The sequence below is a fragment of the Arthrobacter sp. CAL618 genome (genome assembly GCF_000468215.1).
Lineage (GTDB): Bacteria > Actinomycetota > Actinomycetes > Actinomycetales > Micrococcaceae > Arthrobacter_D.
Window position 1 is genome coordinate 1 of record NZ_ASZW01000031.1, and the last position, 12,837, is coordinate 12,837.

Genomic DNA, 12,837 nt, shown 5'->3' on the forward strand with positions numbered 1-12,837 from the left:
GACGCCGAGGGCCTTTTCTGGATCGGGTCACCGGTGATCAGCCGTGGGTCAGGTCGCTGGCGGACCGCCTCCCGGTGGGATAGGCAGTGGTCAGCCGACGGTGAAGATCCGACTGATCGGCGCAAGGTTGTTGAAGCTGTAAACGTGGAGGCCCGCGAAACCACCCGAGTCGAGGACTGACCGGACCAGCGGCGAGGGGTCGTACGACGACGGCGCCAGCACGCTGCGCACGAGCGACCCACCCCCGGTGCCGGTCAGGGACCGCCTGGCAAACTTCAGCGATGGACCTACACCGATGCGTGCGGCGAGTGAGATCAGCCTGGCACGGCCAACGGCGCCCGGCACCCCAGCCCAGAGAGGCAGGGTAATTCCAGCGGTGCGCAGCTCGGCCACATAGGCTGCGAGTACTGGTCCGGAGAAGCAAAGCTGAGTGACCGCCCAGGAACATAGCTCCTGTTTGGCCAGCAGCAAATCGGTGAGCTCCCCGGCCGATGCTCCCGGCCTGCCCTCCGGGTAGGCGGCAGCTCCCAGGACGAAGGACCCGCCGCCGATCGAGGCGATGTCCTCCATCAGGGCCCCGCTCCAGGCATAGGGGCCCGNGGCCGAGCCGCCGTCGCCCGCTATCACGAAGATGTCAGAAACGCCGGCCGCCTGCAGCCGGCTCAGGAAGCCAGTGAGCTGCCCGCGCGACGCGATGGATCGGGCCGCCAGGTGCGGGACGGCCTGATACCCGAGGCCGGCCAGGCGCACGGCAAGATCTACAGTTTCCTCGGCTCCGTGGTGCGGGAGGCAGGTGATCGTCACCACCGCGGGCGGCGGCAGGTGTTCCTTGAGCGCCTCGACGACCCCGCTACCCGGGATGATTTCCACCCGGAGCGGAAGACCCCCAGGGTGGTCAACCATGGTTCAGCACTCCACCACGTTCAGCGCCAGGCCCCCGCGGGCTGTTTCCTTGTACTTGTCCATCATGTCGGCGCCGGTGTCCCGCATCGTCTTGATCGCGACGTCGAGCGAAACGTGGTGCTTGCCATCGCCCCGGACCGCCATCCGGGCCGCAGTGATGGCCTTCATGGCGCCGACCGCATTGCGTTCAATGCACGGGATCTGCACCAGACCGCCCACCGGGTCGCAGGTCAGGCCCAGGTTGTGTTCGATGCCAATCTCGGCAGCGTTCTCCACCTGCTCAGGGGTCCCGCCGAGCGCCTCAGCCAGTGCGCCGGCAGCCATCGCGCAAGCCGACCCCACTTCGCCCTGACAGCCGACCTCGGCACCGGAAATGGAGGCGTTCCGCTTGAACAGGGCACCAACGGCTGTCGCCGCGAGCAGGAACCGGACGACGCCGTCGTCGTTGGCTCCCGGAACGAAGTCCACATAATATTTCAGGACCGCAGGGATGATCCCCGCGGCACCGTTGGTCGGTGCCGTGACCACACGGCCACCAGCCGCGTTTTCCTCATTGACGGCGAGTGCAAAGAGCGTGACCCACTCCATGGTGCTCAACTTGTCGTTGGGATCCTCGGCTTTTTGCTGCAGCCTGAGCTGGGTGGCTGCCCGACGTCGGACGTTCAACCCGCCGGGCAGGATTCCGTCGGTGGTGGATCCGCGGCGGATGGTGTCCTGCATGACGTCCCAGATTTCGAGCAGGCCGGCACGCACCTCGGCTTCGGTGCGCCAGGACAACTCGTTGGCCATCACGATCTCGGAGAACGATTTGCCGGTCGCGGCGCAGACCTCAAGGAGCTGTTCGCCGGTATCAAAGGGGTGCTGCACCGGGGCGGTCGCCTCGGCGGCGGGGTCCGCGCCGATCTGGTCCTCGTCCAGCACAAACCCGCCGCCCACCGAGAAGTAGTCCCGGACCAGCAGTTCCGACCCATCGGCTCCGTAGGCGTGGAACCGCATGCCATTGGTGTGGAAGTCCAGCCGCTTCCGGCGATGCATGATCAGGTCGACTTCCGGATCGAAGTCAATCTCACGCCGCCCAGCGAACCGCAGCCGGCGGGTCTCACCCACCTCATCCACGCGTGGACCGGCCGTGATGGGGTCAACCAGTTGCGGCTGCTCACCCTCCAGGCCCAGGATTACCGCCTTGACGGTGCCGTGCCCGTGACCGGTTACCCCCAGCGACCCGAACAGTTCCACCTCGACCCGCTGCACCGCATCCACCATACCCCGCTGCTCCACCAGCTCCGTGTAAAGGAATGCAGCCGTCATCGGCCCCCCGGTGTGGGAGCTGGAGGGGCCGATTCCAATTTTGAACAAGTCAAAGGCGCTAATAGGCATGGGGTTCCTTAGCTGTGATTCTGAGTGCCCGCACCGAAAGGCACGACGTCGGCATACAGCGGGTGTTGGGCGGCCAGCGCCTGAACCCGCTGGGTGAGTGACGTGAGGTCGGCATCGGCGGGAGCGATGAGGGCCTCAGCAATGATGTTGGCCACCTCGGTGAACGCTGCGGCCTCAAATCCGCGGCTCGCGAGTGCTGGCGTGCCGATGCGCAGCCCCGACGTGACCATGGGTGGGCGGGGATCGAAGGGCACCGCATTGCGGTTCACGGTGATGTCGATCTGCGCCAACCGGTCTTCGGCCTGCTGGCCGTCGAGCTCGCAGTCACGCAGGTCCACGAGCACCAGGTGTACGTCGGTACCTCCGCTGACCACTGAGATGCCGTGCGCGGCGACGTCCGGCTGAGTGAGCCGGTCGGCAAGGATCCGGGCGCCGTCCAGGATGCGCTGCTGGCGTTCCTTGAACTCGGCTGATGCCGCGATCTTGAAGGCGACGGCCTTACCCGCGATGACATGCTCGAGGGGTCCGCCCTGCTGTCCCGGGAAGACCGCTGAGTTGATCTTCTTCGCAATATCAGCATCGTTGCTGAGGATGATTCCACCGCGCGGGCCAGCGAGGGTCTTGTGCGTGGTCGAGGTGGTGACGTGGGCGTGCTGCACGGGGCTGGGGTGGAGTCCCGCCGCGACCAGACCGGCGAAATGCGCCATGTCGACCATGAGGTAGGCGCCCACCTCGTCGGCGATGCTCCTGAACCGTTCAAAGTCGAGCTGCCGTGCGTAGGCGGACCAGCCGGCCACAATGAGCTGCGGCTTGTGCTCGCGGGCCAGGCGTTCGACGTCGTCCATGTCCACCCGGTAGTCATCGGCCCGCACCTGGTACGGGACCACGTTGTAGAGCCGGCCGGAGAAATTGATCCGCATGCCGTGGGTCAGGTGGCCGCCGTGGGCCAGGTTCAGGCCCATGATGGTGTCGCCGGGCTTGATCAGGGCGTGCATGACGGCGGCATTCGCCTGTGCTCCGGAGTGGGGCTGGACGTTGGCGAATGCCGCGCCGAAGAGGGCCTTTGCCCGGTCGATGGCAAGCTGCTCGAGCACGTCGACGTGCTCGCAGCCACCGTAATAGCGACGGCCCGGGTAGCCCTCGGCGTACTTGTTGGTCAGCACCGAGCCCTGCGCCTGCATCACCGCGACCGAGGTGTGGTTTTCGGAGGCGATCATCTCCAGTCCGTTGCGCTGCCGGGTGAGCTCAGCGTCGATGCTGCGCGCCACCTCCGGATCCAGATCGGCGAGATTCGCGTTCAGGTGGCCAATGGTGTCCAGCTCGGTCAGGGTGCTCATGCGTCTATCCCGTTCTTCGTGGCGTATTCCTCGGCGGACAGCAGGGGGCCCTCGCTGGCGACGGTGACCTTGAACAACCAGCCAGCTCCGTAGGGATCCTCGTTCAGAATGCCCGGGTTGTCGACGGCGTCCTGGTTGATCTCGGTGACCTCTCCCGTCACGGGAGCGTAAAGGTCGGAGACGGATTTGGTCGACTCAACTTCGCCGCAACTTTCGCCAGCGGTCACCGTGTCGCCCACCTCGGGGAGGCTGACATAGACAACGTCGCCGAGCGCGTCGGCGGCGATGGCTGACACGCCGACGGTGGCCGCGCCGTCTGCTGGGGTGTGGATCCATTCGTGCTCGGCTGAGTAGCGGAGACCTGATTTAATGATGCTCACGTGGGTATATACCTTTCAGGGTATGTAAAGTCTGGCTATTTTTGGCGGCGGTAGAACGGCGTGGCAACCACCGTGAACGGTTCTGGCTTCCCTCGGAGATCAACCTGTACCTCGGTGCCCGGCTCGGCCAGTTCGGTCTTCACATAAGCCATCGCCACAGGGTAGCCAAGGGTGGGGCTGGGCAGGCCCGACGTCACGGTCCCCACGACCGAGCCGTCGACGACGACGTCGTACCCGGCGCGGGCCGACCGGCGTCCGGCGCCCTGCAGACCGACCAGTTTCCGTTCCAGCGTGGCTTCTTTAAGAGGCTCCAGCACCGACCTCCCGACGAAGTCCTCGGTCTTTTTGAGGCTGACCACTCCGCCGAGTCCTGCTTCGAACGGGTTGGTGTCCAGGCCGAGCTCGTTGCCGTAGAGCGGCATGCCCGCTTCCAGGCGTAGCGAATCCCGTGAGGCGAGACCGCAGGGTGCCAGCTGATGCTGGGCTCCGGCCGCGGCGACCGCTTTCCACAGCTGTACTGCCTCGGGGTTGCCGATGAATAGTTCGAAGCCGTCTTCGCCGGTGTATCCGGTGCGGGCCAGGAGGACCTGCAGACCCGCCAGCTCCACCTCGACGGCCGCGTAATACAACAGGTCAGTGATCAGTTGACGTGACCCAGTAGCGGCGATCTCCAGCAGGATTGCTTCGGCTGCGGGACCCTGAACGGCAATCAGTGCCGTGCTCTCGGAAACGTCCTCCACTGTCACATCGAAGGTGGCGGCCCGTTCCTGCAGGGCGGCAGCGACCGTGTCGGCGTTGCTGGCGTTGGGAACCACGAGGTACCGGTCGTCTGCCCGACGGTAGACGATCAGGTCATCGATCACGCCACCATCCTCGGTGCAGATCAGCGAGTACTTGGCTTTGCCGACGGCGATGGCGGCGAAGTTGCCCACCAGCGCATAGTTCAGGAACTCGGCGGCCTGTGCTCCCGAGACCCAGATTTCGCCCATGTGGGAGAGGTCGAAAAGTCCTGCGGCGCGCCGGACCGTGTGGTGTTCCTCGAGCTCGCTGCGGTACTTCAGGGGCATCTGCCAGCCACCGAAGTCGGTGAAACTGGCTCCGAGCAATTCATGTTCGGCGTACAGGGCTGTCTGCTTGGTCATGGTGATCCTTCCAATCGAGCGTGTGGGTCAACCCGGACAGCCGGCGGCTGCGCGGGGACTAGCTTCAGTCTTCGAAGTCCTCGATGGGCGGGCAGGAGCACACCAGATTGCGGTCGCCGTGCGCGCCGTCAATGCGTCGGACCGGCGGGAAGTACTTGTTGTGCTTCAGCGCGCGGACCGGGTACGCGGCCAACTCCCGGGGGTACGCCTGGTCCCAGGTGTCGCTGATCAGGGCGAATGCCGTATGCGGTGCCTGCCGGAGCGGGCTCTGCTCCAGCGAGTACTTGCCCGCCTGCACCTGGTCGATCTCACCCTTGATCGCGATCATGGCGTCGATGAACCGGTCCAGTTCGCCAATGTCCTCGGACTCCGTGGGCTCGACCATCAGGGTTCCGGCCACGGGGAAGCTCAGGGTCGGAGCGTGGAATCCGTAGTCGATGAGCCGCTTGGCGACGTCTTCGGCGGTCACTCCGGTGGCAGCGGTCAGGGGCCGCAGGTCCAGGATGCATTCGTGCGCGACCAGACCCTTCTCGCCCGAGTAAAGCACGGGGAAGTGTTCAGTCAGGCGAGCCGCAACATAGTTGGCGGCCAGCAGCGCATGCCCGGTCGCTGAGGTGAGGCCCTCGGCTCCCATCAGAGCCACATAGGCCCAGGAAATCGGCAGCACCCCGGCGGAACCGTACCGTGAGGCGGAGATCGGAACCCCCGCATCCCCGCTCTCGGGTGCTGCGGCGTCGCCGGGCAGGAACGGTGCCAGGTGCTCGGCAACAGCCACCGGGCCCACGCCCGGTCCGCCGCCACCGTGGGGGATGCAGAAGGTCTTGTGCAGGTTCAGGTGCGACACGTCGCCGCCGAACTCACCGGGCTTCGCGAGGCCCACCAGGGCGTTGAGGTTGGCGCCGTCGATGTAGACCTGGCCGCCGGCGTCGTGCACCTGCGAGCAGACCCACCTGACGTCTTCCTCAAACACACCGTGCGTGGAGGGGTAGGTGATCATGATGGCCGAGAGCTGCTCGGCGTGCTGGGCGATCTTCGCCTTGAGGTCGTCGTGGTCGATATTGCCGTTGTTGGCTGTCTTGACCACCACAACCTTCATCCCGGACAGCACTGCCGAGGCCGCGTTGGTGCCGTGGGCGGAGGAAGGGATCAGGCAAACGTTGCGATCCTGGTCCCCGCGCGAGAGGTGGTAGCCACGGATGGCAAGCAGCCCCGCCAGTTCGCCCTGCGAGCCGGCGTTGGGTTGGATGGACACCTTGGCGTAGCCGGTGATTTCGGCGAGCTTGTCCTCAAGATCCTCGATCAGCCACCGCCAGCCTTCGGTCTGGTGCGCGGGGGCGAACGGGTGGATGGTGGCGAATTCAGGCCAGGAGATCGGCTCCATCTCCACTGTGGCGTTGAGCTTCATGGTGCATGAACCCAGTGGAATCATGGTGCGGTCCAGCGCCAGGTCCTTGTCGGAGAGGCGGCGCAGGTACCGCAGTAGCTGGGTTTCCGAGCGGTGGCTGGAGAAGACCGGGTGCGTCAGATAGGTCGAGGTGCGGACCAGGTCGGCTGGGACCCCGGCGTGCCCGTGGATCTCGGCAAGTTGTTCGACGCCGAACACGCCCGCAAGGGTTGCGAGGTGCTCGTCGGTGGTGGTCTCGTCGCAGGAGACGCCGAGGTGATCCTCGTCTACCAGGCGAAGGTTGATGCCCGCAGCCTCGGCTTTGACCTGGAACTCCTTGGCCCTGCCAGGGACGTTGATCAGGATGGTGTCGAAGAAGTCGGCGTGGACAACTGTGACGGTATCGGCGAGCGTCGCAGCCAACCGGGCGGCGTGTGAGTGCACGCGCGCGGCAATCGCCTTCAGTCCATCGGGGCCGTGATAGACCGCGTACATGCTGGCGACGATAGCCAGCAGCGCCTGAGCGGTACAGATGTTCGACGTCGCCTTCTCCCGCCTGATGTGCTGCTCACGGGTCTGCAGCGCGAGGCGGTAGGCGGGTGCGCCGTCGGCGTCCTTCGACACCCCGACCAGCCGCCCGGGAAGCATCCGCTCAAGGCCCTTACGGACCGCCATGTACGCGGCGTGGGGGCCGCCGAAGAAGAGGGGTACACCGAATCGCTGGGCCGACCCGACGGCGATGTCGGCGTCCTGCTCGCCCGGAGGTGTGATCAGGGTCAGCGCCAGCAGGTCGGCCGCCACGGTGACGAGGGCGCCGCCGTCGTGCGCTGCGGCGATCACTGACCGGTGGTCACGGAGGGCACCCGAGGCGCCGGGCTGCTGCAGGATGACGCCGTTGATATCACCGTCGGGCAGTCCCTGGCTGAGATCCGCCACCTCCACCTCGAAGCCGAGTGCTTCGGCGCGGCCGCGGACGACGGCGATCGTCTGCGGCAGGCAGTCGGCGTCGAGCACCGTCTTGCCCTTGTTTTTGCCGGACCGGCGCATCAGGAGCGCAGCTTCAGCGACGGCTGAGGCTTCGTCGAGGAGTGAAGCGTTGGCGATGGGCAGGGCGGTGAGGTCCTGCACCATGGTCTGGAAGTTCAGCAGGGCTTCCAACCGGCCCTGGGAAATCTCCGGCTGGTACGGGGTGTACGCGGTGTACCAGGCGGGGGCCTCGAGGACGTTCCGGCGGATGACCGGTGGCGTCACGGTGTCGAAGTAGCCCTGGCCGATCATCTGGACGGCAGTCGTGTTCTGACCGGCGATGTCGCGCAGCTGCGCCAGAACCTGGGACTCACTCAGCGCGGCTGGGAGGTTCAGCGGCTCGGCCGAGCGGATATTGGCGGGGACCGCAACCTCCACCAGTTTGTCGAGACTGGGGTAGCCGAGCAGGCTGAGCATCTGGGCGGCGTCGGTGGAGCGTGGGCCGATATGGCGATCGGCGAAGGTTGATTCGGTGAGGGGCTGAGCGGTCATGGGAACTCCCTTGATGAGGTCCGGGCGTCGGCGTCTGCCCGGATTATGGTGAGTTCCTCCCCGCTCTGTATGGGACCTGAGAGATTCCGCAGAACTACACGCCTGCTTGCACCGTCGGTGAGGTGGACGTGGATCCGTCCGCCTGCTTTCCAGAGTTGCCTAGCCGCAGCGGTACTGGGCCTGAGAGATTCCTGGGGAGGATTTGCTCCTACGGCGCCTGCCGGAGTGTGTGTCTACGGAAGTACTCTCCCGCTGCAGATCAAGGGCTATGAAATTATGAGAATCGTGATCTAGCTTACTAGGCCTCGGACAGGAGTGCCAAAAACTCCGGTCAGGTGAATCGGTGGTCAATCTGGAGATTGGGGGTGGAAATCTTGACCCCCTATGTCCTGATTGACCCCACCGACGGTTCTAGGCGCCAAAGAGGCTACTTGTCACCCTTAAAGACGTCCTTGATGTTTTCACCGGCCTGCTTGGTGTGGGCCGACCCCTGATCGACCTGGCCGTCACGCGACAGGTCCTGGTTGTCAGTGGCATCACCGACGGCTTCCTTTGCCTTGCCGGTAAGTTCTTCGGCCTTGTTTTTCGCCTTATCAATGAAGCTCATGGACATCCTTCTCTCTTGGTAGGTGATAGCTCGATAGGTCAGCTCTCACAAAGTACCTACAGGAGTAGGACGTGCCGCTCCGAGAATCCTCACGGTAAAGTTCGCCGATCCGCTTGGAGACCCACGCCGAGCGGCGGAACCGCCAGCCCGAACACCTGCTTCAGGGCCAGCCGTGCCGCATGGTAGCCGCCCATTCCGTGGACTCCCGGCCCGGGCGGTGTCGACGCCGAACACAGGAACACACCATCCAGCGGCGTCCGCCAGGGAGCGGGAGACAACACCGGCCGCGCCAGCATCTGCGAAAGGGTCACTGCTCCTCCCCCGAAGTCGCCCCCCACATAGTTGGCGTTTGACGTAGCCAGCTCGGCCGCCGTCGTCGTGAACGAACTGACGACGACGTCGCGGAAGCCCGGTGCGAAGCGTTCGATCTGCGCGGTAATGGCATCGGCCATGTCATGGGTGGAACCACTGGGGACGTGGCAGTAGGTCCACAGGACATGTCGGCCCTTGGGGGCACGGGACGGGTCAAACAGCGACGGCTGGGAGAGCAGAACGTACGGGTTATCGGCGTGTTTACCGGCGGCCACCTGGGCTTCGGAGGCGACAATTTCGTCGCGGGTACCGCCCAGATGAACGGTTCCGGCGTGTGCAACATCCTCGTTGCTCCACGGCACTGGACCGGACAGGATGTATTCCACCTTGCAGGCGCCATCACCGAACCGGAATCGTTCGAGGGCTCGTTCGTAGCTGCGGGGAAGCCTGCCGTCCGCTAGCTCGAGCAGCCCGGGCGGGGCAACATCCAGCAGGACCAGCGGAACGCCCCTCAGTTCGGACAGGGACTGCACTGCGTGGTCGGCAACAATGTTCCCGCCGTGCGCCCGAATGTCATCGGCCATGGCGTTGGCGATTGACTGGGACCCACCCAGTGGGATTGGCCAGCCGCCGGCATGTGCCAGCGCGCCCAGAGTCAGTCCGGCTCCGGCAGCGGGGAGGGACGGCAGGGTGCCCACCGGGTGGGCCGCGACTCCGGTGAACAGTGCTGCGGCTGCGTCAGTGCTGAACCGCCGGTTCCAGAGCGGTGTCCCTTGATCGAGGGCGGCCAGGCCAAACCGCACCGCCGCAATGGGGTGGCGTGGCACCCGCAGCAGGTGATTCAGCGCTACATCGAGGGTGCCTTCGATGTTCCGTACGAGGGGCTCCATGAGCCTGCGGTAGGCGGGGCCGTCGCGCCCCAGCCCGTCGGTGGTACGCGCAAGGTCGCGGAACGCAACCCCGGCCCGACCGCCGTCGAGTGGGTGAGCGTAGGAAATATCCGGCACAGCGAAGTCGATTCGCCGCTGCAGTTCGAATTGGGAGAAGAACGGGGAGGCAAGAGCCATTGGATGCACGGCCGAACAGAGATCGTGCAGGTGGCCCGGCTCAAGTTCACCGGTGCGGGCTCCGCCGCCAATCGTCGTCGCTGCCTCGTAAACCGTGACGCTGAGGCCCGCGCGGGCAAGGACAACTGCTGCAGCAAGCCCGTTGGGGCCCGACCCGACTACTGCTGCGTCAGTCATCGCTGGGCCGCCGTCGCAACAGGGACCCGGTGCGGGTCTTGGCTGATGCGGTGAGCGATCGTACGGCTAACGGCAACGTGCGCCGCGCCTTGAGCGCTAGGGCAACCGCGCGGTAGCGAAGCGGGTCCAGGGGCACATCGTAGGTGGTCGGAACCTCGACGATGTTCTTGGAGAAGTTCCGTTTAAAGGTGGTTACGTTGCTGAGCTGTGGGTAGTTCTCGCTGACGATGCCAGTCAACCCACAGCTACGATTGCCTGCCGCTTTGAGCTCCTTGAAAGCGTGCCACAGGAGGAGATAGGGGGCGAATAACTTCCGGGCCGCCTGGGTACTCGCCGCGAAGTAGTACACCGAATAGCCACGGTACTCGGTGGTGATGAGCCAGCTGATCGCCTGACCGTCGAGGTAGGCGACCATGAGGCGGAGATGATCACCGAGTTGCTCCAGGAGTTGCTCGTAATAGGCTGACTCGAAACTGGTGAAGCCATCGCGGGCGGCGGTCTCTTCCAAGATGGGGAACAGTTCGGAGCTGAAGACAGCCGACCAGTCGGCTCGCTCGATGCTGCGGATCTCGACGCTGGCCCGTTCAGCCCGACGGATGCTGTTGCGTGCATTTGGTTTGAACGCCTTGTAGATTTCGGCTTCGCTGGGGGTGAGGTCAACGACGATCTCCCGCTCGTACCAGCCATGCTCGATTGGTCCGGTCGCCGGATCCTGCAGATGCTGGACCTGGAGCCGAACATAGAGGGGCTTGACGGCCGGGTCCGCCCCGAACTGCGCCCTGACGGTCTGCAGCAGGCGTGCTTCGGTGTCAGATGTGCGCTCGGTGAACCAGACTGGCCCATTCACCGCGACCAGCGACTTCCTGAACCGCCTGCTGCTCCAGAGGTAGCTGGCGACGGCGACCAGGGTGACGCCGTCGTAGTAGGCCCAGATGCCATAGGGAGTGCGCCCGCGGCTGGATTCGAATGCCGCCCACTGGGGGGTCTGTTCGAGCGGGATCAGCACTGCCGGGTGGGCCGACGACAGGGCTTCGAAGCCTTCCGTGCTGAGTTTCTCAAAGCGAAGGGCAACTGCGGTCACGGATGATCTTTCGGTTCAGGGGCGGGTCGGCTCAAGCGTACCCGAGTGCCGATTGATGCGACGTGGCGACGGCCGGATCGCCGATGGTCAGGTGCGTGATCGAAAGGGCCACCCTGGGGATCGTCAATGTCGAGGCGCCGTACGGGATCCTGACGGGGGTCGATAATGCCCTCAATCACGCGGTACATAATATATGCCGTTGCCAGCATATGTCCGATGACGGCCAGTAGGTAGTACGGCAAATCAATGTTGTTCTGCTGGTCGCCGCCGCTGGCCTCCCGCGCGAGGTACATCATCAGAGCCCACCAGTGGGCCGCTTCAAAGAGTTGCCAGGTCAGAAAGGTCCGCCACTTCGGATAGGCAAGCGCCACCAGTGGTACCAGCCAGAGCGCGTACTGGGGCGAGTATTCCTTGCCGGTCAGAATCAGCGCTCCCACCAGGAGCAGCGCCAGCTGGGCCAGTCGTGGCCGCCGGGGCGCCATCAGCGCAAGCGCAGCGATACCGACCCCGAGGAGGGTGAACGCCACGGCCGCCAGCACCGTGGTTGTGGCAGCACTCATTTCCCAGCCACCCACACGGGCGATCATCGAATTGTAGGCAAACCAGACTGATGAAGGTCCGGCCTCCGCGGTCAACGCCTCCGCGACGTGGGTTGTCCACCCCCGCGGGTCGTACAAAGCAAAGGGAAGATTGGCCGCCAACCAGGTTGCAGCCAGCACGATTCCCGTCAGTGCAGCGCCCCTGAAGAGGCGGGTGCGCCACGCCAGCAGTGAGACTGCGGCGAAGATCAGCAACGGGTAGCCTGCAGCGGCCGTGCCGAGACCGAGGAAGATTCCGGCCAGGACGAAGCTCCCACGCGCAAAACCCAACATTCCCAGCGCGGTAAACATCACCGCCCAGAGATCCCAGCCGAGGAACCCGGTCAACACAATCATTGGTGCGACGGCGACCATCGCCGCATCCCACGGCCGCCGGTTGGTCATTCGCACGGTCGCGTAGACGGTGACCAGCCACGCTGCAACCGCCAGCACCGAATGCAGGTCGTAATACCTCAACGTGCTTCCTGCGGGAACGAGGTGAGCGGTCACTCCCGCAAAGGCTCCCGTCAGCGCGGAGTGACCCAGCTGCAGGAAGGATGCCCCATCACCGAGATCCGCAAAGGCGTCGGGCCACTGCGAATGGCAGGCCATGTAATAGCGGTCCGGGCCCAACCATCCCTCGACCCGGCAGGGGTTCCTAATCAGAGCGGCAAGCACCGCCGCCGTCGTCGTCAGCAGGATCAGCACGCGTTCCACCGTGAATGTCCCGGGATCAATCGTGCCCGGGCTGGTCTTCCGGCCCAGCGGGCCACCGATCAGTTCAGTGAATTCCCGCAACAGTGCATCGGCACGCGACGGCGCCGAGATGCGCACCGGCCGCCGCCGGGACTGACCGGTTCCCATGCCTGAAGCCTACCGATCAAGTACGTCATTCACAGCGAATTTGGCCTATCTATCAGGATGCTGGAATGCTTCGGGAAGATCGGGTGTTAGGAATAAGAAGTAGACTGGAT

The 12,837-nt window shown here is 64.9% G+C and carries 10 protein-coding genes and 1 riboswitch; all 10 genes read right to left on the minus strand.

Features of this window, described 5'->3' with window-relative positions:
- Nucleotides 1–90 precede the first annotated feature (90 nt).
- Entirely contained in the window at nt 91–903 is an 813-nt protein-coding gene (locus K728_RS0101620; RefSeq protein WP_024475645.1) for a methylenetetrahydrofolate reductase, read from the minus strand.
- 3 nt (nt 904–906) lie between these two features.
- The gene (locus K728_RS0101625; protein WP_019482078.1) at nt 907–2,280 is read right to left on the minus strand and encodes an L-serine ammonia-lyase; all 1,374 of its coding nucleotides are present in this window, start codon (nt 2,278–2,280) and stop codon (nt 907–909) included.
- Between the two features lie 8 nt (nt 2,281–2,288).
- Nucleotides 2,289–3,617, minus strand: coding sequence for a serine hydroxymethyltransferase (gene glyA, locus K728_RS0101630; RefSeq protein WP_019482077.1), 1,329 nt, complete (start codon nt 3,615–3,617; stop codon nt 2,289–2,291).
- Entirely contained in the window at nt 3,614–3,997 is a 384-nt protein-coding gene (gene gcvH / locus K728_RS0101635) for a glycine cleavage system protein GcvH (RefSeq protein ID WP_019482076.1), read from the minus strand. Before gcvH ends, glyA begins: the two co-directional genes overlap by 4 nt.
- Before the next feature lie 35 nt (nt 3,998–4,032).
- Nucleotides 4,033–5,139, minus strand: a complete 1,107-nt coding sequence (gene gcvT / locus K728_RS0101640) for a glycine cleavage system aminomethyltransferase GcvT (RefSeq protein ID WP_019482075.1) — start codon at nt 5,137–5,139, stop codon at nt 4,033–4,035.
- A gap of 64 nt (nt 5,140–5,203) precedes the next feature.
- The gene (gene gcvP, locus K728_RS0101645) at nt 5,204–8,041 is read right to left on the minus strand and encodes an aminomethyl-transferring glycine dehydrogenase (protein WP_019482074.1); all 2,838 of its coding nucleotides are present in this window, start codon (nt 8,039–8,041) and stop codon (nt 5,204–5,206) included.
- Nucleotides 8,042–8,200: 159 nt separating this feature from the next.
- A riboswitch (glycine riboswitch) is annotated at nt 8,201–8,303 on the minus strand.
- Between the two features lie 165 nt (nt 8,304–8,468).
- On the minus strand, nt 8,469–8,648 hold the full coding sequence (locus K728_RS0101650; protein WP_019482073.1) for a CsbD family protein: 180 nt from the start codon (nt 8,646–8,648) through the stop codon (nt 8,469–8,471).
- Between the two features lie 89 nt (nt 8,649–8,737).
- Nucleotides 8,738–10,204: a phytoene desaturase family protein gene (locus K728_RS0101655; protein WP_019482072.1), complete on the minus strand. Its 1,467-nt coding sequence runs from the start codon at nt 10,202–10,204 to the stop codon at nt 8,738–8,740.
- A complete protein-coding gene (locus tag K728_RS0101660) occupies nt 10,197–11,285 on the minus strand; it encodes a lipid II:glycine glycyltransferase FemX (protein WP_019482071.1) in 1,089 nt (362 codons plus the stop codon). The genes K728_RS0101655 and K728_RS0101660 overlap by 8 nt, the downstream gene beginning before the upstream one ends.
- Nucleotides 11,282–12,727: a glycosyltransferase family 87 protein gene (locus tag K728_RS0101665; RefSeq protein WP_019482070.1), complete on the minus strand. Its 1,446-nt coding sequence runs from the start codon at nt 12,725–12,727 to the stop codon at nt 11,282–11,284. Before K728_RS0101665 ends, K728_RS0101660 begins: the two co-directional genes overlap by 4 nt.
- Nucleotides 12,728–12,837 lie beyond the last annotated feature (110 nt).